Below are 23,700 nucleotides of genomic sequence, written 5' to 3' on the forward strand. Positions count from 1 at the left end.
AAAGCAGAAATAATTAAGGGCAATCGTACTCATAGTCATAAACACCAACTCCATGCAGATTGTCTTCGATCAGCCAGCCGGGCACTAATGACTTCCCATGCACAATACGCCGGCGGACCTGACCGTGTTGGTCATAGAGATAGGTGTAGATTTTCTGATAGACATATCCTCGTGGATATTCCGAATGCTGCGTTTCCCAAAGCTCTTTTACCGGCAGGTTCCGGTTTGAGTTTCCATCCATCTGAAAAAGGGTTGGCAAGTCGGGGCGGGTGGGATGGTAGAAATAATGATTAATCTGGCGATCATAGAAGTGCCATTGGCCATTACCGAGTTGGTCACAATACTGATAAAGAATACGTTGAACGAGATTGCCATTTTCATACGTGTGACTCGCACCGGGGCATTTTTGGTCGTCATCAACCAATTGGTCCTGGTCATTATATATATAATAACTCTTTCCCAAGCCTTTAAAGCGTGTTCGCAGGCCCTTTTCATTCAGTTGAATGGTATCCACTCTAACGGATTGCCCGATGCCTTTGATTATATCTTCTTTTATACAAATAGCATAATCTGTGGTATAAACGTAACGACAGCTATTGACATAGTTTTCTATGTCATATTCTTTGAAGGTTTTTATTCTAGAATTGGAGTCGTACGTGTATACTCCTTTATAAACTATGCTCACATTAACATTCTTACCATCTTCCAAGGTAATGGTTTCAGGTTCCCAAATCTGTTCTTTGGTGCGTCCAGCAGAAGGCTCTTTATAGGAAATCTTCACAATTTTGCAGCCTTGGGGAGGCAAAGGCAAGTGAGTAGGGTCTGTGAAGAGTTTTTCGCCCGGATCCGGGTTCTGATCTTTCTTGCAACTAAGGGCCAGTGAGAATAGCAGCAGGAAAAATGTAGAGTAAGAAAGGGATTTCATAGGCTGAATCGGTCGTAAGGATGTTCAAAAATGAAAAGGTTTATGTGTATATGCAAGAATTTAACTTAGATTTGTTAAACTTTGTTACTCAATTATTACTCTGATTTACAATAGGTTATTAATTTGAGGTGGGAGGGAACAAGTTAAATGAGATTATCATAGGTGCCCTGGACGGCAGTCTGGTTATTCAGGAAAGCAGACGCCCTGCTGGCGAGTCGAGAGCGGTCGTTTTGGGCTAAAGCAGTAGAGGGAAGCTATAACAGTCCTAATAATCCTTCAGGAAAACCTGAAAGAATCCGTCTTTCACCTGAACTTCCTCCCGGCTCAGGCTGTCGATGGCCGAAAAGGAAAAAGTACCTCGAATAATCCTTTTTCCTTCGATCAGTAAATCACTGATCTGAATGATGCCGGTATGGATTGTATCTGTCTTGTATCTCTTTCCCTTTTCCAAATAGATAGCACTTCCTTCGTTGGTTGAGTTGAGCCTGTAAGTTCCAACTTTAAGTGCATGGGGCAGTTTAATTCCTAAGCCTATATATTTACTACCATTTCGAGCATCAATAATTAAGGTTTTCATTGAGTCCATGGTGTAGGCATTCAGCGGATTGGACTTCCAGGGGCCGCTGGGGGCGAATCGCTCGCCGTTAACCTGGCAATGGAAGCGGTCACAGGTGTTGCAGGGGGCCGGGTCGGGCGACTTACAGGTCACCAGGAGGGACACAATCAGGGCAACCAGCAGGAATCGTTTCATCAGTTTCCGGATTGACAGTGAACATGCATGACTCAGGTACGCTGATTTTTAGGGAGGTAAGAAAAAATAGACCGCACCAAAAAAAGGAGCACACCGAATGAAAATACAAGGGCTATTTATTGAATGGTCAACCAAGTGAACTCTTCTTTTAGCTGCGTTTACAAGAGATTGATGATTGTCATTTACTGGTAACCATTGGTCAGTACACTCTAAGGGACCTCATACACGATGCCATCGTCGAAATCTCGGCTGTTTTTAACCACCTACTGTTCTTTAAGCAATAAGTTCCTACTCACTTTGCCCTAAAAGGAATAGAGAGGGGGCAGATTAGGTTGGGGTCGGTGAACAGCAGTACTAAATACCTGGAATAACAAAGCGACTTCATAGGTACGTGCAAACCGGCCTTAGATCGAACGGAATTGAAGTGGTTACTTTCACTGAATAATCAGGGGATTCGCTTATATTGACTTACCGAGCCGTCATAGTCTTCGATAGATAATTCACCCGCATCGACAGAGAAAGGGAGCAGGCCCGGGCCAAAGGGGGCAAAGTCGCCGGGGCAATAGAAACTGAACTCAATCTGGGAGTTGCTCACGTGAAACCGACCGGCCCGGCGACAGTCCGTAGGTTTGGCCCTCTTTCCAGGATCGTAGCGGTAAACACTGTCTGGTTTAACAAATTCGAGCACCCCGGAATCAGACCCCCGTTCCTCGATCCAGACCCATTTTCCGGTCCCCGGTTCCTGCATTTTAGTTGCGATCCGCTGCCATTTTCCCAGAATCATTTCCTCCGGCCTGACCGGAGTCGTCGTCGGCGTTTCCCTGCAGGAATACAGGCAGCCGTTCAGCAGCCAGAGAATAACAAGCGCCTTCGTTTTCATCTATAGCCTGTGGTCGAAAAGAAGGGCAAATAATAGAATTTATTTGTATATGCAAAAATATTGACCTTCCGTTTTTGCCTGAGTTTTCAGAAGGTATTGGCCATAAGCGGAATAAGCCGGGATGTCAAGCCTCACCCCGTCGCCAGGGCCATGATCTGCTCCTCGGTGGCCGTGGCACCCGGCAGTTCGCCGGCCAGACCGCCGTCGCTGATCACGAGGATGCGATCGGACAGGGCCAGGAGCTCGGGCAGCTCGCTGGAAATGAGAAGGATGGCTTTGCCCTGTTCGGTCAGCCGGCGGAGCAGGGCGTAAATCTCCGACTTGGCGCCGACATCGACGCCGTGGGTGGGTTCGTCCACGATCAGCACGTCGGGGTCCGTCAGCAGCCAGCGGGCCAGCAGCACCTTCTGCTGATTGCCTCCGCTCAGGTTGCCCACCCGCTCCCGAACGGAAGGCGTCCGGATTTGCAGTTGCTGCCGGTAGTCGTTGGCAATCCCGGCGCTTTTCCGGCCGTCGAACCAGCCCGGACCGTTGGTCGGAGGGCGGGCCGTCACGATGTTCTCCGTCACCGACTGCTCGGCAAAGAGGCCCAGCGGCTTGCGTTCCTCCGGCAGGTAGCCGATCCCCGCAGCCACGGCCTCGGCCGAATGCCCGATGCGGATGGGCCTCCCCCGGAGCGTCACCGTCCCGGCTTCCACGGCATTGGCCCCGAACAGCGCCCGGGCGATCTCCGTGCGACCGGCCCCGACCAGTCCCGCCAGCCCAAGGATTTCGCCCCTATGGAGATCGAAACCGATGTCGGAAAACCCCGGGCCGGAAAGGCCGTTCACCGCCAGAACCACCTCCTCCGTGGCCGCTGAAGGTGTCCGTTCCAGCACCACCTCCCGCCCGACCATTCGGCGGATCAGTTCGGCCGGGCCGGTTTCCGAAACCGTCAGCGTGCCCTGGTAAGTACCGTCCTTCAACACCGATACCCGATCAGCCACGGCGAAGATTTCGTTCAGGCGGTGGGAGATGTAGACGACGGCTTTGCCTTCCGCCCTGAACTGCCGGATCAGCCCGAACAGGGTTCGGGTTTCCGGCTCCGTCAGCGAGGCCGTGGGTTCGTCGAGCAGCAGAAAATCCGGCTGCTGGGATACCGCCTTGGCAATCTCGACCAGCTGCTTCCGGCCCGCCGACAGCTCCCCGACCGGCGTTTCCGGGTGCAGATCGTCCAGTCCCAGTTGCCGCAGCAGGCTGCGGGCGGCTTCGTGCAGGGCACCGTACCGGATCAGGCCCCAGCGGTTGCGGGGCTGGCGGTTTACGAATATATTCTCCGCTATCGAAAGGCTGTCGACGAGGCTAAGCTGCTGGTAGACAATGGCAATCCCCCGCCGGGTGGCGTCGGCCGGGCCGTTGAGCCGGATCTCCTCCCCGCGCAGCAGCAGCCGGCCTTCATCCGGGGTCAGGTTGCCCGTCAGGATGTTCATCAGCGTGCTTTTTCCGGCGCCGTTCTCCCCGCAGAGCGCATGGACCTCCCCGGGCCGGATGTCGAAGGAAACGCCCTGGAGCGCCCGGACGCCCGGAAACTGCTTGCTGATGCCGTCGAGCTGGAGCATGGTGATCAGAGGGGGATGAGTGTGTTGCGGGCCGCCGAGTCATAGGCGGCATACACCAGCCGGATAGTTTCAAAATTGTCGTCGCCCGTCGTTTCGGCGGTGCCGCTGCCCTGAAGGTCCTGTAGCAGGTTCCGGTTGCAGGCCACGATGGAAGCGTGAACGAGCGCGTAGGCCGGGTCGGCCCAGGGGTACGCCGGCGGGGTTGCGTCGAGGATGGTGGTGCCCCGGCGCGTCGTGACCCGAAGCTGGAAATCGTGTGTCAGCACCACCGAGCCGGCCGAGGCTTCCACCTGCACCAGCGTCTGCGGAAACGCTTCTCTCTCCAGCAGCGACGCATACGACATTTCGGCGTAGCAGCTTAGCCCGCTCCGCATCCGCATCAGCACATTAGCGACGTCCTCCCCCCGAATAGCCGGATTGACACGGCTCGTCTGACAGTAGAGCGATTCGGCTTCTCCGAACAGGAACCGGCAGACGTCCAGTACGTGCGAGCCGATGTCGGTCAGGATAAACCGGTCGAGTTCGGCCAGAAACGGCTGGTTTTCAAAAACCGGGAAAGCCGAGCAGAAACTGACGCGGGCCTTGAACGGCGTACCGAGTTCACCCGAATCCAGCACGGCTTTCAGCCGGCGCAGCGGGGTCTGCCAGCGGAAGTTCTCGTGTACATAAAACCGTACCCCGGCCTGCCGGCAGGTTTCGACCATCTGCCGCGAAGCCTCCAGATTCGGCCCCATCGGTTTCTGGCAGATGACGTCCAGCCCCCGCAGGGCGGCTTTCGCCGTAAAGATCGGGTGGGTATCGACGTCGGTGATGATGTCTACAAAATCCAGTTCGTCGGCATGGCGTTCCAGGAGCCGGTCCACATCGTCGTAGACGTTCGTTACGCCGTACCGGCGGCCCAGTTCTTCCGCTTTGGCCTGGGTCCGGTTATACAGTGCCATGACCTCGACCCCTTCCAGTTCCAGCCAGGCCGGAATCTGATACTGCGCCCAGAAGCCGGTGCCGATCACCGCGAACTTTAATTTTTGCATGATCTTTTTGGAATAAAAACGAATTCCTTTAGCTTTGCCACTACTGTACTCTACTGTACTGTATCAGGAATTGTAAAAGCAAATATAGCTGGTTTGAGAAAAAATAAAACAAAATGCACCCCAACCTTCAGGGGTTGAGGGCAAAGCCCGGAGCTAAACTCCTAAGTGGTTGTTAGGGGAAGGGGTTTTGCTTCCAAGTCGGATTGTCATCCTGGGGAACAATGGCCGCCGGACCACCCCCCGGCCCCCTCCTTACCAAGGAGGGGGCCGGGGGGTGGTCAGTGGGATGACAAAGGGCATCCGGCTGGCGCAAACGCGTCCCCTATCAACTCACCCCTTGAACCCACAAACTCCCAAACCCTTAAACCCCAAACTCCTAAACCTCCCAACTCCGCATGGACGCTCCCGCCATTCCCCTCCTGATCGACACCACGACCGGCCAGCCCAAATACCGGCAGCTGATCGACGCGGTTACGGCGGCCATCGAGTCGGGGGTGTTCGGACATGGGCAGCAGCTGCCTTCGATCAACGAACTGGCGGAAAATCAGCGCGTTGCGAAGGTGACGGTGGCCAAAGCCTATGAGGAACTGCGCCGGCGGGGCATTCTCCACGCCCGGCACGGCAAGGGCTTCTTCGTGGCGACTACCGACGTGCGGGTACCGCTCAACGTGTTCGTGCTGTTCGATACGCTGAACGCCTATAAGGAAACCCTTTACGATGCGCTGAAATCGGCCCTGCCTCCCGATACGGCTCTGAGTGTTTTCTTCCATCATTACAATAAGAGCCTGTTCGAGAGCCTGATCCGCAACAGCCTCGGGCGGTATAACGCCTTTGTCGTCATGCCGCACTTCGAGGAGGATGTTTCGGAGGTGGTCGGGCTGATACCGAAAGACAAACTGCTCCTGATCGACCAGACGCTGCCCCGGCTGGAAGGCGACTACAGCGCGGTGTATCAGGACTTCGAGAACGACGTCTACCAGGCCCTCACGCTCGGCTGGGACCGGCTCCGGACCTATCGGAAGCTGACGCTGGTGCAGGCCAAAGACCATTTTCAATACGTCCCGGCCGGGATTCTGAACGGGCTGGAGCGGTTCTGTCGGGAGCGCGACTTTCCGTTCGAGGTGCGGCCGAATTACCACGACGACCTGATCCGGCCCGGCGAAGCCTACCTGCTGTTCGCCGACCGCGACCTGGTTCAGTTCATCAAACGCATCGACCGACAGGGCTGGAAACTGGGGCAGGACGTCGGGCTGATCTCGTATGACGATACGCCCATGAAAGAAATTCTGGCGGGCGGTATCACGGTGATTTCCACCGACTTTGCCGGGATGGGTCGGACGGCCGGGCGGTTTTTGACGGAACGTGTGCGGGAGAAGGTTGCCAACCCCGGCGGTCTCCTCCTCCGAAATTCTTTATAAGGCGATGCAGATCGGGATCAGCTCCTATACCTACGGATGGGCGGTCGGGGTACCGGGAAACCGGCCCGACCGGCCCCTCAATGAGCAGGCGCTGCTGGACCGGGCGCTGCGGTTCGGTGTCCGGGTGGTGCAGATCGGCGACAACTGGCCGCTGCATGAGCTGCCCACCGACCGACTGGCTGCCCTCCGGAAGCGGGCGACGGAAACCGGAATTGCCCTGGAAGTGGGGGCCCGGGGGTTGCGGCCCGAACATCTGTACCGCTACATCGACCTGACCCACCGGCTCGGTAGCCGCCTGCTCCGGTTCGTGATCGACGCCCGCGGCTATGAGCCGGACCTCGACTCGGTGACCGCCCTGCTGCGGGAAGCCGAGCCGACGCTGCGGGAGAAGGGCGTGACGCTGGGGCTGGAAAACCACGATCGCCTGAAAGCCGTGGCGTTCGCCGACCTCATCGAGCGGGTCGGCAGTCCCTGCGTGGGCATCTGCCTCGACTCGGTCAACTCGATGGGCGCGGGCGAAGGGCTGGCGGAGGTCGTGGCGACGCTGGCGCCTTATACGGTCAATCTGCACCTGAAGGATTTCGGCATCCGTCGGCTGCCGCACCTGCAGGGATTTCAGATCGACGGGCGGATTGCGGGCCAGGGCATGCTGAACGTGCCGTGGCTGGTCGGGGAAGTGGCGCGGTCGGGCCGGTGCCGGACGGCCGTGCTCGAACAATGGGTGGTGCCGGAGCCCGATATGGACGACACCATCGCCAGGGAAGCCCGCTGGGCGGAAGAGAGCATTTCGTATTTAAAAACCATAAACGGGCTGACGTTCTGAACGACTGACCCCCTGAATCCATGACAAAAGTTGCCTTAGTCGGGGCCGGCGGAAAAATGGGCTGCCGCCTGACCGACAATTTCCTGAAGTATCCCCAGTATGAGGTGTCTTATCTGGAGGTCAGCCCGCAGGGCATCGAAAACCTTCGTACGCGCGGGGTGTCGGTGGCCGATCCGTCGGCGGTGATACCCCCGGCCGACGTGGTCATTCTGGCGGTGCCCGATGTAGCGATCGGGAAGATTTCGGAGGAAATCATTCCGGCCATGAAACCCGGGGCACTCGTGCTGACGCTGGACCCGGCCGCCCCGCTGGACGGCGTCATCGCCCACCGCGACGACCTGGGCTACGTCATCGCCCACCCCTGCCATCCCTCGGTGTTCAACTGGGAACCGACCGAAACCGCCTTCCGGGATTTTTACGGCGGCATCTCGGCCAAACAGTCCATCGTCGTGGCGCTGATGTTTGGTAACGACGACCATTATACGTTAGGCGAGAAGGTGGCGCAGGATATGTACGGTCCCATCAAGGACAGCCACCGGATTACGCTGGAACAGATGGCGATTCTGGAACCGGCCATGGTCGAAACGCTGGCGCAGACCTGTATGGAGGTCGTCCGGGAAGGATATGACCGCATCGTGGCGCTGGGCGTTCCGGAAGCGGCCGCCCGCGACTTCGTGCTGGGTCATCTCCGCATCCAGATCGCCGTGCTGTTCCGCGAAGTCAACGGGACGTTTTCGGATGCCGCCTACAAGATTTCCCGGCGCGCCAAACCGTTGCTGTTCCGAGACGGCTGGCAGAAAATCTTCGACATGGACGACATTCGTGAACAGGTCAAGGACATCACCAGCCGGTAAACCCAACTTCATCCCGAACCCATCTCTTCTCCATGAAAACCCGCTTCACAACCCTTGTTTGCTGCGCCCTGGCCACGGCAGCTTCCTTCGCCCAGACGCCCTTTTCGCACGGGCGGCTGCGGGTGTCGGACAATGGGCGCTATCTGGTGCATCAGGACAACACGCCGTTCTTTTATCTCGGCGATACGGCCTGGGAGCTGTTTCACCGGCTCAACCGCGACGAGGCCGACCGCTACCTGAAACGCCGGGCCGAACAGGGCTTCACGGTGGTGCAGGCCGTGGCCCTGGCCGAACTCGACGGCCTGAACACCCCCAACGCCAACGGCGACAAACCGCTGACGGACAACGATCCGGCCAAACCGAACGAAGCCTATTTTCAGCACGTCGACTGGATCGTCGACAAGGCCGCTTCCTATGGCATCGTGGTCGGGCTGCTGCCCACCTGGGGCGACAAACTCCACAAATCGACCTGGGGCGCCGGGCCGGAAATCTTCAATACCGACAACGCCCGGGGCTTCGGCCGCTGGATCGCCAAACGGTATGCCGGCCGCGACAACATCATCTGGATTCTGGGCGGTGACCGCAACCCCCGCGAAGGCACCCAGGACGTGGCCGTCTGGCGGGCCATGGCCGAGGGCATCCAGGAGGGCGCCGGCGGCCCCGACCGCGCCCTGATCAGCTACCACCCGCAACCCACCGGCGACATTCCCGTGGGTGGCTCGGCCAAATGGTTTCATCAGGATAGCTGGCTGGATTTCAATATGTTCCAGAACGGCCACTGCCGCGACACGCCCGTCTGGGATCACATCGCCGGAGTCTATGACCTGAAACCGGTGAAACCGGTCATGGACGCCGAACCGATCTATGAGGACCACCCCGTCTGCTTCAACGCGAAGGACCTTGGTACGTCCAACGCCTACGACGTCCGGAAGGTTGCCTACCTCGACCTGTTTGCGGGGGCGCACGGACATACCTACGGCTGCCACGACATCTGGCAGATGTATGCGCCCAACCGCCAGCCCGTCAACGGTCCGCACATGCCGTGGTACGAAGCCGTCGAACTGCCCGGCGCCGGCCAGATGGGCCACATCCGGCGGCTGATCGAATCCCGGCCGGTGCTGGACCGCATCCCGGACCAGTCGCTGCTGGTCGATCCGATCACCAACCCCGCCGAGCGGCAGCAGGCCACCCGGGGCCGGGATTACGCCTTCGTGTACTCGGCCGCCGGAAAACCGTTTACCCTCAATATGGGCAGAATTTCGGGTGCCGAGGTGACGGCCACCTGGTTCGATCCGCGCTCGGGTAAGACCAAAACGGCCGGCTCCTTCCCGAACCGGAACCGGCAGACCTTTACGCCCCCGGACAGCGGCTACGGCCACGACTGGGTGCTGATCCTGGACGATGCGACGAAGAAGTACGCCCTGCCCGTAGCCGCCAATCAGCAGAAGCCATGAAGGCCGCCGTCCTGTGCCTGGCCGTCGGGTGGGCCTTGCCCGGTTTTACACAGACCGTCGGACACCGTCTGCTGACGACCAGCATCCGCACCGGCAATACGGAGGTGTTTTCGGTCGATCCCGTCACGGGCGATGCCTTCAACATCACCAAAAGTCCGGGCAGCGAGGAACGGTACCCGGTCTGGTCGCCCGACGGGCGGCAGGTGGTTTTTACCTCCAACCGGGCCGGCAGCGGCACGTCCACGACCTTCAACCTCTTTATCGCCAACGCCGACGGGACCGGCGTCCGGCGGCTGACCGACCAGCCCGAGGGTGTCGTGTACTACTTTCCGAGCTGGACCGCCGACGCCGGACGCATCTATTTCAATATCGCCGACGATGCGAAAGGCAAGGCGAAGATCGGCTACGTGACGCCCGACGGAAAGCAGTATGTGGAGGTGGCCGACGGGCGCGACGGAGCCATTTCGCCGGACGGCAAAACCATTGCCTTTACGAAGAAGGTGAACAAGGGCTTCTGCGTATTCGCCATGAACGCCGACGGCTCCGGTGTCCGGCAGCTGACGCGGCACGAAGACGAAATGGGCGCGGTGTCGCCGGTCTGGTCGCCCGACGGGCGGCACATTCTGTTCAGCGATCAGGTCGGCGAAGCCCTCGAACTGTTCATCTGCGATGCCGACGGGTCGAACCTCCGCCAACTGACGAAGCTCGGGAAAATCAGCTCCTCGGGGGCGTGGTCGCCCGACGGGAGCCAGATTACGTTCCGGGTGACGGAAGACGCCTACTGGCGCAGCACCGACACCCGCGACCGGGCCTACGCCGACAAGCGTGCCGACAAGCGGCCGGTCTGGATCATCGGCGCCGACGGCTCCGATCCGCACGTGATCGAAGTATTACGGTATCAATGCGCCATTGACGGCAGCCGGGCCGCATGGCGTCCTGTGCGTTAACGGTATACTCTCAACTCCGCCCATGCGTACCCTGCTGAACGACCGGGTTTACTCGCTCGCCCTCACCATCGGACTGATCGGTCTGGTGGCGGCCCTGGTATTCCCTCAGACCTTTCCCACCTTCGGCAACCTGAGCCAGGTACTGCTGAACCTTTCCATCGACACCATCGTGGCCGTGGGCATGATGATCCTGCTCATCAGCGGGGTGTTCGACCTGTCGGTCGGGTCGGTGGTGGCGTTTTCGGGCGGCATCGCGGCTTATGTCATGAGCACGCTGGGGTGGCCGGTAGCGGCCGGGGTGCTGGCCGGGCTGCTGAGCGCCGGGCTGGTCGGGCTGGTCAACGGGTATCTGATTGCCTATCAGGGTATTAATCCGATGATTCAGACGCTGGCAATGATGGGCATCGTGCGGGGTGGGGCGCTGCTGGTCAGCGGGGCTGTCGGGACGCGGGTGCTGCCTTACTGGTTCAATGCCATCAGCCAGTCGAAGCTGCTGGGCGTGCAGATGCCGGTCTGGTATATGTTGCTGACGGTGGGCGTTTTTGCTTTCCTGGCCAACCGGACGGTGTTTTTCCGGCGGTATTATTACATCGGCGGCAACGAGCGGGCCGCCGATCTGTCGGGCATCCGGGTCCGGCGGATGAAACTCTGGAGCTTTGTGCTGACCTCCCTGCTGGCCGGAGTGGCGGGGCTGTTGCTGGCTTCCCGGCTGGGAACCGCCCTGCCCACGGCCGGTCGGGGCCTCGAACTGCGGGTCATCACCGCCGTCATCCTCGGCGGGGCCAGTCTGGCCGGCGGGCACGGACGCATCCTCGGGGCCCTGCTGGGCGCGCTCTTCATGGGGCTGGTCAGCAACGTCATGATCCTGTCGCGGGTGACGGGCTACTGGCAGGAAATTATCCTCGGGCTGATCCTGATTACCGTCGTCTGGGCCGATCTGGCCCTTCGCAAACAAACCCACCGGCTCCACCCCCGGCGCATGCTCTCATGAAACGAATCGTTATTCTGCTCGCCCTGCTGGCGGCCGCCTGCGAACTGCCGCCCCGCAACACCGCCACCACGACGGCCCTCCGCACCGCCGACACCACCCTGACCGGGGCCGTGGAGGAATACGTGATGGTGACTACCGCCGTCACGATGCCGATGTACGTCAACCACGACCAGGCCACCTTCCGGCGCTGGGGTGAAAAACGCGGGGTCCGGGTGTCCATCCTCGGCCCGGCCGACTGGGACGTTCCCGCGCAGATCAGCACCATCGAGGAGGTGATCGGCACACGGCCGTCGGGCTTGCTCATCAACGGCACTGACCCCGCCCTCGGCCCCGTCATCGACAAAGCGGTGGCGGCCGGTATCCCGACCGTCGTCTACGACTCCGACATCCCGAACTCCCGGCGGCACGCTTTTCTCGGCACCGACTGGTACCAGATCGGAAAGATGCAGGGCGAAGAAATGGTGCGGCTGCTCAACGGCAGGGGCAAGATCGCCTACATGGGCATTCTGGGCCTGACCAACATGGAAGCCGGTTTTCAGGGGCTGCTCGATGTAGTGAAAAAGCACCCCGGTATTGAGGTGGTCGGGAAATTCGACGACAAGGCTAACGTGGAGGAAGCCACCCGCATCACCTCCGACCTGCTGGCCGCTCATCCGGACCTGGCCGGTCTCTGCGGTTTCGACTCCAACTCCGGCCCCGGCATCGCGCTGGCCGTGCAGGAAGCCGGGAAGGCCGGCAAGGTGAAGATCACGACCGTAGACTGGGAGCCGGAACACCTGCAACTGGTCAAAGCCGGGGTCATTCAGATGCTGGCGGGCCAGAAAAGGGAGTTGTTCACCTGGTACGGCGCCCAGTTTCTGTACGACATGGTGCACCAGACCAACCGCCTGTCGGGCAACGACGCCCGGGCCGGGCTGACCAACGTCCCGGCCACGGTCAACACCGGTCTGATCCGCATCACGCGGGAGAACGTGGACGAGTTTCTGAATACCGCACCGGCGCAGTGACCGGCACCGGACGTTTTTCTGTTCACAAGCGGACAACCGGCTGTCCGAATCCGTACAGGCTGCGCGGAGAAACCGGCCCGCAGGGACAGAAATGGCGCTTTTAGGCGTGTGGCATAGGAGTTGAGCACGTTTGGAAAAACAGCGTGTCACTTTAACCTATCCACACCATGTTTTTCAACTACCTCAAGATCACGCTGCGAAACCTCTGGAGGAATCAGGTTTACAGCGCCGTCAATATTCTCGGGCTGGCCGTCGGCATCGCCAGTTTTCTGCTCATCACCCTCTTCGTTAAGGACGAACTGAACTTCGACCGCTTCCTGCCCGGTGCCGACCGTATCTATCAGGTGAATCTCTTTGGTAACTTCGGCGGTACCGAACTGAAAGTCAACGCATCTCCTCCGCCCGTGGGCCGGACGATGCAGACCGATTATCCCGAAGTGGAAGCCTATACCCGGACCTTTGAACCCATCGACGTGGTCGTACAGCGGGAGCAGGGCGGCAAAATCGACAAGTCGTTCACCGAGGCCAATATTCTGGCGGTGGATTCCAATTTTCTGGACGTCTTCCGGTTTCCGGTGCTGGCCGGGCAGGCGGTTTCCTGTCTGCGGGAGCCGACCTCCGTCGTCATCACCGAAACCACCGCCCGGAAATACTTCGGCACCCCCGACGTGCTGGGCCGGACACTGAAAATCAACGGCAACCCGCATCAGATTACCGCCGTCCTGGCCGACCTGCCCACGCGTTCCACCCTTCAGTTCGATTTCCTCACGCCCCTTAAAAATTACCAGGTCGTTACCTACTTCGACTGGAGCTGGGTCTGGCTCAACGTAAACACCTTCGTCCGGCTGGCCCCGCAGGTGGCCGCGCAGCCGGAGCGCGTCCGGGCGCTGGAGGCCAAGTTTCCGCAGATGGTGCGCACCCACGCGGCCCAGGCCTTTGCCCGCATCGGCCAGCCGCTGGAGGAGTTTTACCGGAAAGGCGGCCACTGGGACTTCCGGCTTCAGCCCCTGACCGACATTCACCTGCATTCGGCCGACCTTTCGACGGGTTTTACGAACCTCGGCGATGCCGGCCAGACCCGGACGTTTGTCGTCGTGGCCCTGTTCATCGTGGTGCTGGCCTGCGTCAACTTCATGAATCTCTCGACGGCCCGTTCGGTCCGGCGGGCGAAGGAGGTAGGCGTCCGCAAGGTGCTCGGCTCACAGAAAACCGCCCTGATCCGCCAGTTTCTGACCGAATCGCTGCTCTACAGCGTGCTGGGTACGTTGCTGGCGCTGATGCTGGTTTCGCTCAGTATGCCGCTGTTCAACCAGCTGGCCGGCAAGGCATTCACTACCAATGACCTGCTGACGCCCGACCTGCTGGCGGTCATCCTCGGTCTGACCGTCGTCGTCGGACTGCTGGCGGGCAGTTACCCGGCTTTTTACCTGACGGCTTTCAACCCGATCGAAACGCTGAAGAACGGGCTGCTGAAAACTGCCCCGGCTCACCGGCTGGTCCGCAACGGGCTGGTGGTGTTTCAGTTTGCCGTATCCACGGCCCTCATCATCGGCACCGTCGTCGTATTCGGGCAGCTGCGCTACAGCCAGACCAAGGATCTGGGCCTCGACAAGGAGAACGTGCTGGTCATCACGAACGTCAACCGGCTGAATGCCGGGGGAGAAGCGTTCCGGCAGGAACTGAAGCGCTTCCCGGAAGTACTCAACGCCAGCTTCACGACCAGCATCCCGCTGAAAGGCGGTTTCGGCGATTTTTATGTCCCGCAGCAGACGAAAACCGACCGGCAGGTGGCCAAAGACCTGACGCTCTATTCCTTCATGACCGACTATGATCTGGTGCCCACCCTGAAGATCAAACTCCTGAAAGGCCGCAACTTCTCCCCGGATTTCTCCGACTCGCTCTCGGTCATTCTGAACGAAACCGCCGTGAAAACCATCGGCTGGAAGGACCCCATCGGCAAGACGCTGATGTATCCGGGCGGACGCCGGGAATCCTACACGGTCGTCGGGGTGATGAAGGACTTCGACATGCAGACCGTCCGTTCGCCGATGGTGTCGTTCGGGCTGTTCCATACCTCCTCGAAAAGCTATACCGTGCCGAATCCCTACCTGGCGGTACGGGTGCGGGGCGGCAGCCTCGAAGCGGCTTTGAAGCGGGCGGAAGCGCAGTGGAAACGCTTTGCGCCCGACACGCCCTTCGACTATACTTTCCTGGACAACGAGTTTGCGCAGGCTTACCGCACCGACCGGCAGACGGGCCGGGTGGTCGGCATCTTCACGGCCTTAGCCATCTTCATCGCCTGTCTCGGTTTATTCGGCCTGACCACCTTCGCGGCCGAGCAGCGGATGAAGGAGATCGGCGTGCGGAAGGTGCTGGGGGCCAGTGTGGCCAGCGTCGTTCTGCTGTTGTCGAAAGACTTTCTGAAACTGGTGCTGATCGCCATCGCAGTGGGGGCACCCATCGCCTGGTACGGTATGCAGCGCTGGCTGAAAAACTTCGCCTACCGCATCGACCTGGAATGGTGGATGTTCGCCGGAGCCGGTGGCCTGGCCGTGGGAATCGCCCTGCTGACGGTCTCGTTCCAGTCCGTGCGGGCGGCCCTGATGAACCCGGTGAAAAGCCTGCGGAGCGAGTGATACCACCCCCCGGCCCCCTCCTTGCTAAGGAGGGGGTGGCTTCGCAGAACCTGAAAATGGCGGAGCACTCCCCCTCCTTTCCGAGGAGGGGGCCGGGGGGTGGTCTGATGTTAAACCTAACCCAATATACCATGCTACAGAACTACCTGAAAATCGCGCTTCGGAATCTGAGGAGGCAGAAGGCCTTTACGGCCATCAACGTCGTGGGGCTGGCTATCGGGCTGGCCACCTGCATTGTCATGATGCTCTACGTCCGCGACGAACTGTCGTATGACCGGTATCATGAAAAGGCCGACCGGATCGTGCGGGTCGTCACGCGGGGCATGATGGGCGACCAGTCGCTCAATATGTCGTTTGTCGGGCCGCCGGTGGCACGGGATCTGAAGCGGGAGTTTCCGGAGATTCTGGCGGCCGTGCGGCTGCGGGATTACGGCAGCCAGTTCATCTCCTACGGCACAAACTCATTTAAGGAAGAAAGCTTTTTCGGGGCCGACTCGACCTTTTTCCAGCTGTTTTCCATTCCGGTGCGGAAAGGCAATCCCGACAAGGCGCTGTCGGCCCCGAACGCCATCGTGCTGACCGAAACCACCGCCCGGAAGTACTTCGGCGCTCAGGACCCGATCGGCAAGGTGCTGCTCCTCGGGCAGGAGAAGGAGCCGCTGCAGGTGACGGCCGTCATGGCCGACGTTCCGGCCAATTCCCACTTTCACTTCAACGCGCTGATTTCGCTCAATGGCTCGAAGGAAGCCGGCGGGCAGGAGTGGCTCAACAACGCCAATTTCAATACGTACCTCCTTCTGCCGGAACAGTACGACTACCGGAAGCTGGAGGCCAAGCTGCACGGCGTAACGGAAAAATACGTCGGCCAGGACCTGAAGAAGTTCATGGGCATCACCCTGAAACAGTTCCGGGAGGCCGGCAACGAGTTCGGGCTCGGGCTCCAGCCGCTGACCGACATCCACCTGCATTCCGGGCCGGTGCAGGGCCTTGAACCCAACGGCGACATCCGCAACGTGTACGTGCTGACGGCCATCGCCCTGTTCATGCTGCTCATCGCCTGCGTCAACTTCATGAATCTCAGCACCGCCACGGCTTCGGGCCGGGCGCGGGAGGTGGGCGTCCGGAAGGTGCTCGGCTCGGTCCGGGGACAGCTGCAGCTTCAGTTTCTGGTCGAATCGGTGCTGCTGGCGGTGGTGGCGCTGGGGCTGGCGTTGATGCTCGTTCAGGGGAGCCTGCCGGTATTCAACCAGCTGACGGAGAAGGCGCTCAGCCTGGCCGTCGGATCGAATCCGCTGCTGGGGCCCGGTCTGCTGGCCGGCGCGGTCGGCGTGGGACTGCTGGCGGGCAGTTACCCGGCTTTTTACCTGTCGTCGTTCCGGCCGGTGGCCGTGCTGAAAGGAAGGGTAGTGGGCGGCAGGAGCGGGGTGACGCTGCGGAGCGGGCTGGTGGTATTTCAGTTTTTTATCTCCATCACGCTCATCATCGCCACCGTGGTGGCCTTCCGGCAGCATCGTTTCCTGTTCAGCCGGGAGATGGGCTTCGAGCGCGATCAGGTGCTGGTCATTCAGGATTCCTATATGCTGGGCCGCAACGAGGCCGTGCTGCGGGAAAAGCTCCTGCAGAATCCCCGCGTGAGCCGGATCAGCGTCTCGGGCTTCGTGCCGGTCGGGCCGACTTTTAACAATAACAGCTCACTTTCTCCGAAAGACGACCCCAATAAGGGGATCGTCACCCGGCTGTTCAACGTCGATGTCGACTACATCCCGACCCTCGGGATGCGGCTGGTGCAGGGTCGTAACTTTTCGACCGACTTCCCGACCGACTCGTCCGCGGTCATCCTGAACGAAACGGGCGCCCGGGCCTACGGCTGGCCGAAGCAGGCCGTCGGGAAAGAAATCCTGCGCATCGTGGACGAAAAGGGTACCAAGCAGGCGTTCCGGGTAATCGGGGTCGTGAAGGATTTTCATTTTGAATCCCTCCGGCAGCGGATCGGCCCGCTGATGATGTTTCTCGGCGGCAATACAGGCAGTCTTCTGGTCAAACTCAAAGCCGGCAATGTGGCCGAAGTACTACCCTCGATCAAACGGGAGTGGGAAGCCTTGTCACCGGCGGCTCCGTTCCGGTATTCGTTCCTCGACGAACGCTTCGAACAGTCGTTCCGGCAGGAGCAGAAAACCAGCGAGGTGCTGACCCTGTTTGCCGGCCTGACGGTCTTCATCGCCTGCCTCGGTCTGTTCGGTCTCGCGACCTATACCGCCGAGCAGCGCCGGAAGGAGATCGGTGTGCGGAAGGTGCTGGGCGCGTCGGTTTCCGGTATCGTGGCCCTGTTGTCGGGCGAATTTCTGAAATTAGTGGGCATTGCCATCGCGCTGGCCGTTCCGCTGGCCTGGTTTGCCATGAGCCGCTGGCTGAATGATTTTGCCTACAAGGTCCCGCTTGACTGGTGGGTGTTTGCCCTCGCCGGGGCCGTGGCGATCCTGATCGCGCTCATTACCGTCTCGTTCCAGTCCATCCGGGCGGCCCTGACCAATCCCGTTCAAAGTTTACGAAGCGAATAATCTCCCATGAAACACCTGACTCTCTTTCTTTTCGCCCTGGTAACCTCCGTTGCCGCAGCACAGAACGCGCCCCGGCCGCTCACGTCGTTTGATAAAGTCATCGTCAGCCCGCTGGTCAGCCTCGTCCTGACCGCCGGGGATCAGGAAACCGTGCGGTTCGAATACGAGAACGTCGGTCCGGAAAAAGTCAACTGTTATGTCGACAACCGGACGCTGCGGATTTACCTCGACGGGGCCGAAATCGCCGTGAAAACCCGGAAATACCGGGAGGGCGGAAACGACTACCGCAAGCCGGTGTACGAGAATGTCCGGGTGACGGCCTACGTGACCTATAAAAGCCTGAAAACCCTCGAAGTCCGGGGGGAGGAACGGGTGGTCTGCGAGAGTCCGCTCAGCGCGGAGGAGTTCCGGCTGCGCGTGTACGGGCAGGCCGACGTGCGGCTGGCCGAACTGAGGACCCGTTCTCTGAAAGCCGCTTTTTACGGCGAAAACAAAGTGACCATTGCGTCCGGTAAGGCCGAACGGCAGCTGTTCCGGGTATTCGGCGAGAACCAGGTCGAAACCGAAGCCTTGACCGGCCGCGACGTGGTAACCCGGGCCTATGGCGACAACCACCTGAACCTCCATGCCTCCGACCGCATCCACGTCATGGCCCTGGGCGAGTCGGAAATCCGCTACGCCGGGGAGGCCGATCTGCATCGGGGGCTGGTCATCGGCGACGTCACGATCCGGAAAACCCGCTGAAACCGGGTTCAGAACCCGGCGGCCTGCCCGTCCTTGCGCATTTCCGAAGCCCCTTCGTAGATGCGGTGGACGGGGTCGCGCCGGATGGCCTGATAGCCGCCGAAGAAGTCGGTGTCGGTCATGCGGTGGCCCCGGTTTTTCAGGTCGGTGCGGACGGCCGCGGGAATCCCGCTTTCAAGCGCCAGCTTCCCGCCGTCGATCATCAGCGTGCCGACGGGTTCGCTGCTGCCCGAATGACTGAAGCGGGCCGCGTCACCGGCTTCCTGGACGTTCATGCCGAAGTCGATCAGGTTGCACAGGACCTGGAGGTGACCCTGGGGCTGCATCGCCCCGCCCATGACGCCGAAGCTCAGGAGCGGTTCGCCGTTTTTCATCACAAAGCCGGGAATGATGGTCGTGAAGGGCCGTTTCCCGGGCGCGTAGACGTTGGCGTGTCCTTCCTGCATATTGAAGCTGGTGCCCCGGTTGTGGAACGTAAAGCCCAGCCCGTCGGGAACCATGCCGCTGCCGAATTCCAGCATGTTGCTTTGGATCAGCGAAACCATGTTGCCTTCGTCATCGGCCACGGTGAGGTAGACGGTCTCGCCCGCCCGCAGCGCCTGCACCCCGGCGTCGATGCGTTCGCCGGCCCGTTTCGGATCGATCAGTTTGCGTCGCTGGGCGGCATATTCCTTTGAAAGCAGCCAGCTGAGCGGTATTTTCGAGAAATCGGCGTCGGCGTAATACCGGGCACGATCCTCGAAGGCCAGCTTCTTGGCCTCCACCAGCAGGTGCAGGTAGTCGGCGCTGTTGTGTCCCAGGCTTTTCAGGTCATATCCTTCCAGAATGTTCAGCATCTGCAAAACGGCGATGCCCTGCCCGTTAGGCGGCAGTTCGTAGACGTCGTAGCCCCGGTAGTTGACCGACACCGGCTCGATCCAGTTGCTCTGGTGGGCCGCCAGATCCTCTTTGCGGAGGTAGATGCCCGTCCGGCGGGCGTAGCGGTCGATGACGTCGGCAATGGCTCCCTTGTAAAAAGCGTCGCGACCGCCTTTGGCGATCTTCTCGTAGGTCGCGGCCAGGTCCGGGTTTTTAAAGACCTGGTTTTCGGCCGGGGCCTTGCCGTCGATCAGGAAGGTTTTGCGGAAGTTATCGAACTCGGAGATCACGTTTCCGGCCGCTTCGAGCCGCTTCCGGGCCACTTCCCACGAATAGGCGATGACCTGGGCCGTCGGCACCCCCTCCCGCGCATACCGGATGCCGGGGGCCAGCAACTGCGGCATGGGCAGCTTCCCGAACCGTTCGTGCAGGCGGTACCAGCCGTCGACCGTGCCCGGCACCGACACCGAAAGCGGGCCGTAGAGCGGCAGCTGCTTCTGATCACCGAGGATGGTTTTCAACTGCGCGTAGGTCAGTCCTTTGGGCGAGCGTCCGCTGGCGTTGAGGCCGTAGAGTTTGCGGTCTTTCGCCGACCAGACGATGGCGAACAGGTCCCCGCCGATGCCGCAGTTATTGGCTTCGACCAGCCCGAGCATGGCGTTGGCCGCAATGGCCGCATCGACCGCCGTGCCGCCCTGTTTCAGCACGTCGAGGGCGGTCTGGGTGGCCAGCGGGTGGCTGGTCGCGACCATGCCGTGCCGCCCCAGCACCGGGCTGCGCGTGGCGAAGTTCGCCCCGGAAAGCCGGTCGCCCCGGCCGATCTGGCCGTAGGCGCCGGTGAGTATCAGAAAAGAGAACGCAAAGAGAAAAAGCCGTAAAGCCATGTAATCAGGGGAATTGCAAACGGTACGAAAAAGCCTCAGGAAAGCGTCTGACCGACCCGTTCGAGCAGGGCTTTGGTGGCCCGGATGCCGTCGTCTTCACTGAGCCGGTCGCCGGAATATTCAATGCCGACGTAGCCTTTGAACGCTTTGGTCCGGCCTTTCTTGACGATCTCCAGCAGCCGGGGATAGTCGAGGGTGGTCTCGTTGCCCTGCGCGTCGAAGTCGTGCGTCTTGGCGCTGGCTCCCTTCGCGAACGGCATCATTTCCTCCGTTCCCTTGTAGCGGTCATAAACTTCCGTCGGGCTGACCTTGAAGTTGTTGAAGTCGGGGAGGGTGCCGCAGTAGGGGTTGTTCACCTGCCGCATGACCCCGGCCAGCCACTGGCCGTCGGACGAATAGCCGCCGTGGTTTTCGACGATGACGCCGATCTTTTCCTTCGCGCCGTATTCCGACAGGCGGCCCAGCCCGTCGACGGCGGCTTTCGCCATCTCTTCGGCCGTGCCTTTGCCGCGCAGGTTGACCCGGATGGAGTGGCAGCCCAGGAATTTGGCGGCATCGATCCACTGGTAATGGCTCTCGACGCCCTGCTTCCGTTTGGCGTCGTCGGAATCGGCGAGCGGCCCGGCCGTATCGACCATGATCAGCACGTTGCGGACGCCGAGGTCGGCGGTGCGCTGTTTCAGTTCGTTCAGGTAGGCCTGGTCTTTGGCTTTGTCCTTAAAGAACTGATCGACGTATTCGACGGCGCTGATGCCGAAGTCGTTTTTGGCCTTCGCCGGAAAATCCATGTTGACCAGCTTGCCCTCCCGCAGCGTCCGGTGCAGCGACCATTCGGCCAGGGAGATGTTGAAGAACAGTTTCTTGTCACGGGCGTCGGCTTCGGGGGCCAGCGTCGGCAGCAGGCCCAGACCGGCGGTGGTCAGGCCGAGGTGTTTCAGAAAATCGCGTCGGTTTTGCATGGTTTGGACCACCCCCCGGCCCCCTCCTAAAACAGGAGGGGGAGTGCTCCGCTTGTTCATAATCCTGCGAAGCCACCCCCTCCTTACCAAGGAGGGGGCCGGGGGGTGGTAGTTTATGAGTTTTTACTATTTTCATTAATAACGCCCTACGCAGTCACCCCCACCTAAAGGGGAGCTGATTCGGCGGAACTAAACTCCCCTTTAGGGGTTGGGGGAACCACCCGCTTCACCCCCGAGCCCAGCACGAACGCCAGCGTCACGAAGGTGGCGAAAATTACCGGGATAATCCAGAACAGCTGCCACTGCCCGAGCGACCGGGTGCCCTCGGCCGTAACGACGCTGTTGAACGTCCAGCCGGCCGCCAGTGCGCCCAGCCCGTGGCCGATGCCGTACGACACCAGCACGAACAGTCCCTGGGCCTGCGCCCGGATGGCGGGCGGAGCCACCTGATCCGTGTAAATCTGCCCGGCCACGTAGACGAAGTCGTAACAGGCCCCGTGCAGCAGGATGCCCAGCATCATCATCCAGACCACCGCATCCGGAGCCGCCAGCGCAAAGAGCGCATACCGCAGCACCCAGGCCGACATCCCGATTACCAGCACCCATTTGACGCCCAGCCGCCGGAAAAACCAGGGCAGGAGCAGCAGAAAAGCCGCTTCGGACATATTCCCGAACGTCATTTTAAACGCCGGGTTCGGCACGTCGGCGGCTTTCAGGAACACCGGCACGTAGGAGAAATACGTCGCCAGCGGAATGCTCGTCAGCAGCACGCTCAGGAGGAAAACCCAGAACGGCCGCGATTTCAGCCGGGCGATGGCATCCAGACCGGCGATGTCGCGGAACGTCATCTTCCTGCCCGCTCCGGGCGGGGGCACGTTCGGCAGCGTGAAGCTGTACAACCCCATCAGCAGCCCGGCCGTTCCGGCCACCCGCATCGGGATGCCCGTGGTGTCGCCCTTCAGCACGAGGCTGACCAGAATCCCGGCGGCAATCCAGCCGAGCGTGCCGAACACCCGCACGAGCGGAAACTCCCTCTCGCGGTCGGTCAGGAGGTGGAAGGCCGTGGCCGTCGCCAGCCCGAGCGTGGGCATATAGCAAAGCATATGAAACAGCAGAAAGGCCAGGAACAATCCGGGCGAGGCCGCCAACTGCGGAGCGCAGAATACGAATCCCCCGCTCAGCAGGTGCATCACTCCCATGACCTTCTGCACCGCGAAAAACCGGTCGGCGATCATGCCCATGAAAAACGGCGCGACGATGGACCCGATCGGGCTGACCACATAGGCCAGGTAGATCAGGTCGGTCATGCCGTGGTTTTTCATAAAGTTACCGGCTGTCGCGTACCAGGAACCCCAGATGAAAAACTGGAGAAACATCATCAGGCGCAGGCGGCCCTTCACCATGTCTTGCATACGGTTTCGGATGGATCAGGCCGGGACCGGCGCCGTTTCGCGAACCAGGTCCTTCATGTATTTCAGCGAAATGCGGGTCAGGTAATCCACCTCCCCGATGCCGCCGATGCGGTGGTTTTTCAGCACCGGCAGGCAGCATTCCGATACCAGATAGCCCGCATAGTCGGCTTTCTGCAACTCCTCGATGAAGGTGCGGTAGTTGGTCTTTCCGCCGAAGGAAGGCGCCGGGTCCTGCACCACCTCCCCGTCTTCGTTTTCGCTGAAGTTCCAGGCCCCGAAGTGCGACAGCACGTTGAGCGGGCCGCATTTCCGCACGGCCTCCCGGACATACTCGTCGCTCTGGCGCTCCTGAAACAGCGGCACGTCGAGGCACAGCTTCACGTTTTTCCGGTCGATTTCCTGCGTCATCGACAGCAGGTCCTCGTAGCCCGGCGTCAGCACCGGCGCGTGGTTCTGGAGCGCCAGCGTGATGCCCAGGTCGGCGGCCCAGTCGGCCACCTCCCGGATGCCGTCGACGGCGTGGTGCCAGCGACGGAGATCGGCCGGGTATAGCTTTTTATAGTAATAGCCTTTTTCGTAAGGGGCATACAGGGCAATCTCCTCCTCGTCGTTGATGATGCCCGGCCAGGCGGCAAACACCTTCACGAGGTCCACGTTCAGATCGCGGGCCAGTTCCAGCACCATCTTCATCATCGCCAGGTTGTTCTCCCGCTCCTCCATGCACCGGCCGGCGAAGTTGGACATACTCTCCACAGCGCAGAGGGCGATGCCCTCGTCGGCGGCTAAGGCTTTGATGCGCTCGCGGTCGACCCGGCTCAGGTCGAGGGGCGAGGCCACGGGCCGTTTGGTTTCGATGGAAAGGCCGTCGAAGCCGAGTTCGCGGGCCTTGTGGATCTGCTGTTCCAGCGAAAGAGCTTCTCCGAGGTAAAACTGGCCGGAATACGAGACGGTCAAGAGGGCGAATTTCATA

At 60.4% G+C, this 23,700-nt stretch carries 19 protein-coding genes; 10 read left to right on the top strand and 9 right to left on the bottom strand.

Features of this window, described 5'->3' with window-relative positions:
• Positions 1 to 13: 13 nt before the first annotated feature.
• From DX909_RS16885 to DX909_RS16905, 5 genes are all read right to left on the bottom strand, one after another.
• Complete coding sequence (locus tag DX909_RS16885) at positions 14 to 925, bottom strand: hypothetical protein (RefSeq protein ID WP_128546368.1); 912 nt, start codon at positions 923 to 925, stop codon at positions 14 to 16.
• 265 nt (positions 926 to 1,190) lie between these two features.
• Positions 1,191 to 1,676, bottom strand: a complete 486-nt coding sequence (locus tag DX909_RS16890) for a Riean_0653 family protein (RefSeq protein WP_128546369.1) — start codon at positions 1,674 to 1,676, stop codon at positions 1,191 to 1,193.
• Between the two features lie 445 nt (positions 1,677 to 2,121).
• Positions 2,122 to 2,556, bottom strand: coding sequence for a hypothetical protein (locus DX909_RS16895; RefSeq protein WP_128546370.1), 435 nt, complete (start codon positions 2,554 to 2,556; stop codon positions 2,122 to 2,124).
• A gap of 131 nt (positions 2,557 to 2,687) precedes the next feature.
• Positions 2,688 to 4,154, bottom strand: coding sequence for a sugar ABC transporter ATP-binding protein (locus DX909_RS16900; RefSeq protein WP_128546371.1), 1,467 nt, complete (start codon positions 4,152 to 4,154; stop codon positions 2,688 to 2,690).
• A gap of 5 nt (positions 4,155 to 4,159) precedes the next feature.
• Positions 4,160 to 5,185, bottom strand: coding sequence for a Gfo/Idh/MocA family protein (locus tag DX909_RS16905; protein WP_128546372.1), 1,026 nt, complete (start codon positions 5,183 to 5,185; stop codon positions 4,160 to 4,162).
• 395 nt (positions 5,186 to 5,580) lie between these two features.
• Between DX909_RS16905 and DX909_RS16910 the strand changes: the two genes are divergently transcribed.
• The 10 genes from DX909_RS16910 (at position 5,581) to DX909_RS16955 (ending at position 18,617) form a co-directional block, all read left to right on the top strand.
• Positions 5,581 to 6,603 carry a GntR family transcriptional regulator gene (locus DX909_RS16910; RefSeq protein ID WP_128546373.1) on the top strand — a complete coding sequence of 341 codons (1,023 nt, stop codon included), beginning with the start codon at positions 5,581 to 5,583 and terminating at the stop codon, positions 6,601 to 6,603.
• A gap of 4 nt (positions 6,604 to 6,607) precedes the next feature.
• Positions 6,608 to 7,426 (top strand): sugar phosphate isomerase/epimerase family protein, encoded by an 819-nt coding sequence (locus DX909_RS16915; RefSeq protein WP_128546374.1) that lies wholly within the window; start codon positions 6,608 to 6,610, stop codon positions 7,424 to 7,426.
• Between the two features lie 20 nt (positions 7,427 to 7,446).
• Positions 7,447 to 8,280 (top strand): phosphogluconate dehydrogenase C-terminal domain-containing protein, encoded by an 834-nt coding sequence (locus DX909_RS16920; RefSeq protein ID WP_128546375.1) that lies wholly within the window; start codon positions 7,447 to 7,449, stop codon positions 8,278 to 8,280.
• Positions 8,281 to 8,312: 32 nt separating this feature from the next.
• Positions 8,313 to 9,734: a glycoside hydrolase family 140 protein gene (locus DX909_RS16925; RefSeq protein ID WP_128546376.1), complete on the top strand. Its 1,422-nt coding sequence runs from the start codon at positions 8,313 to 8,315 to the stop codon at positions 9,732 to 9,734.
• On the top strand, positions 9,731 to 10,681 hold the full coding sequence (locus tag DX909_RS16930) for a TolB family protein (RefSeq protein ID WP_128546377.1): 951 nt from the start codon (positions 9,731 to 9,733) through the stop codon (positions 10,679 to 10,681). Before DX909_RS16925 ends, DX909_RS16930 begins: the two co-directional genes overlap by 4 nt.
• A gap of 22 nt (positions 10,682 to 10,703) precedes the next feature.
• Positions 10,704 to 11,672 carry an ABC transporter permease gene (locus DX909_RS16935; RefSeq protein WP_128546378.1) on the top strand — a complete coding sequence of 323 codons (969 nt, stop codon included), beginning with the start codon at positions 10,704 to 10,706 and terminating at the stop codon, positions 11,670 to 11,672.
• Positions 11,669 to 12,679 (top strand): substrate-binding domain-containing protein, encoded by a 1,011-nt coding sequence (locus DX909_RS16940; protein ID WP_128546379.1) that lies wholly within the window; start codon positions 11,669 to 11,671, stop codon positions 12,677 to 12,679. Before DX909_RS16935 ends, DX909_RS16940 begins: the two co-directional genes overlap by 4 nt.
• A 167-nt stretch (positions 12,680 to 12,846) precedes the next feature.
• A complete protein-coding gene (locus tag DX909_RS16945) occupies positions 12,847 to 15,315 on the top strand; it encodes an ABC transporter permease (protein ID WP_128546380.1) in 2,469 nt (822 codons plus the stop codon).
• 131 nt (positions 15,316 to 15,446) lie between these two features.
• Positions 15,447 to 17,873 carry an ABC transporter permease gene (locus tag DX909_RS16950; protein ID WP_128546381.1) on the top strand — a complete coding sequence of 809 codons (2,427 nt, stop codon included), beginning with the start codon at positions 15,447 to 15,449 and terminating at the stop codon, positions 17,871 to 17,873.
• A gap of 6 nt (positions 17,874 to 17,879) precedes the next feature.
• A complete protein-coding gene (locus DX909_RS16955; protein WP_128546382.1) occupies positions 17,880 to 18,617 on the top strand; it encodes a GIN domain-containing protein in 738 nt (245 codons plus the stop codon).
• An 8-nt stretch (positions 18,618 to 18,625) separates the two neighbouring features.
• Here the strand turns inward: DX909_RS16955 and ggt are convergent, their stop codons facing one another.
• From ggt to DX909_RS16975, 4 genes are all read right to left on the bottom strand, one after another.
• Positions 18,626 to 20,359: a gamma-glutamyltransferase gene (gene ggt / locus DX909_RS16960; protein ID WP_128546383.1), complete on the bottom strand. Its 1,734-nt coding sequence runs from the start codon at positions 20,357 to 20,359 to the stop codon at positions 18,626 to 18,628.
• 35 nt (positions 20,360 to 20,394) lie between these two features.
• Positions 20,395 to 21,318 (bottom strand): TIM barrel protein, encoded by a 924-nt coding sequence (locus DX909_RS16965; protein WP_128546384.1) that lies wholly within the window; start codon positions 21,316 to 21,318, stop codon positions 20,395 to 20,397.
• A 164-nt stretch (positions 21,319 to 21,482) separates the two neighbouring features.
• Positions 21,483 to 22,730 (bottom strand): MFS transporter, encoded by a 1,248-nt coding sequence (locus tag DX909_RS16970; protein WP_128546385.1) that lies wholly within the window; start codon positions 22,728 to 22,730, stop codon positions 21,483 to 21,485.
• 15 nt (positions 22,731 to 22,745) lie between these two features.
• Complete coding sequence (locus DX909_RS16975) at positions 22,746 to 23,699, bottom strand: sugar phosphate isomerase/epimerase family protein (RefSeq protein ID WP_128546386.1); 954 nt, start codon at positions 23,697 to 23,699, stop codon at positions 22,746 to 22,748.
• Position 23,700 lies beyond the last annotated feature (1 nt).

The sequence above is a fragment of the Larkinella soli genome (assembly GCF_003703975.1).
Classification (GTDB): domain Bacteria; phylum Bacteroidota; class Bacteroidia; order Cytophagales; family Spirosomataceae; genus Larkinella; species Larkinella soli.

Bases quoted from the DNA above. Each gene is read 5' to 3' on its own strand.
- DX909_RS16885 (WP_128546368.1), bottom strand. From the start codon at position 925: ATGAAATCCCTTTCTTACTCTACATTTTTCCTGCTGCTATTCTCACTG.
- DX909_RS16890 (WP_128546369.1), bottom strand. From the start codon at position 1,676: ATGAAACGATTCCTGCTGGTTGCCCTGATTGTGTCCCTCCTGGTGACC.
- DX909_RS16895 (WP_128546370.1), bottom strand. From the start codon at position 2,556: ATGAAAACGAAGGCGCTTGTTATTCTCTGGCTGCTGAACGGCTGCCTG.
- DX909_RS16900 (WP_128546371.1), bottom strand. From the start codon at position 4,154: ATGCTCCAGCTCGACGGCATCAGCAAGCAGTTTCCGGGCGTCCGGGCG.
- DX909_RS16905 (WP_128546372.1), bottom strand. From the start codon at position 5,185: ATGCAAAAATTAAAGTTCGCGGTGATCGGCACCGGCTTCTGGGCGCAG.
- DX909_RS16910 (WP_128546373.1), top strand. From the start codon at position 5,581: ATGGACGCTCCCGCCATTCCCCTCCTGATCGACACCACGACCGGCCAG.
- DX909_RS16915 (WP_128546374.1), top strand. From the start codon at position 6,608: ATGCAGATCGGGATCAGCTCCTATACCTACGGATGGGCGGTCGGGGTA.
- DX909_RS16920 (WP_128546375.1), top strand. From the start codon at position 7,447: ATGACAAAAGTTGCCTTAGTCGGGGCCGGCGGAAAAATGGGCTGCCGC.
- DX909_RS16925 (WP_128546376.1), top strand. From the start codon at position 8,313: ATGAAAACCCGCTTCACAACCCTTGTTTGCTGCGCCCTGGCCACGGCA.
- DX909_RS16930 (WP_128546377.1), top strand. From the start codon at position 9,731: ATGAAGGCCGCCGTCCTGTGCCTGGCCGTCGGGTGGGCCTTGCCCGGT.
- DX909_RS16935 (WP_128546378.1), top strand. From the start codon at position 10,704: ATGCGTACCCTGCTGAACGACCGGGTTTACTCGCTCGCCCTCACCATC.
- DX909_RS16940 (WP_128546379.1), top strand. From the start codon at position 11,669: ATGAAACGAATCGTTATTCTGCTCGCCCTGCTGGCGGCCGCCTGCGAA.
- DX909_RS16945 (WP_128546380.1), top strand. From the start codon at position 12,847: ATGTTTTTCAACTACCTCAAGATCACGCTGCGAAACCTCTGGAGGAAT.
- DX909_RS16950 (WP_128546381.1), top strand. From the start codon at position 15,447: ATGCTACAGAACTACCTGAAAATCGCGCTTCGGAATCTGAGGAGGCAG.
- DX909_RS16955 (WP_128546382.1), top strand. From the start codon at position 17,880: ATGAAACACCTGACTCTCTTTCTTTTCGCCCTGGTAACCTCCGTTGCC.
- ggt (WP_128546383.1), bottom strand. From the start codon at position 20,359: ATGGCTTTACGGCTTTTTCTCTTTGCGTTCTCTTTTCTGATACTCACC.
- DX909_RS16965 (WP_128546384.1), bottom strand. From the start codon at position 21,318: ATGCAAAACCGACGCGATTTTCTGAAACACCTCGGCCTGACCACCGCC.
- DX909_RS16970 (WP_128546385.1), bottom strand. From the start codon at position 22,730: ATGCAAGACATGGTGAAGGGCCGCCTGCGCCTGATGATGTTTCTCCAG.
- DX909_RS16975 (WP_128546386.1), bottom strand. From the start codon at position 23,699: ATGAAATTCGCCCTCTTGACCGTCTCGTATTCCGGCCAGTTTTACCTC.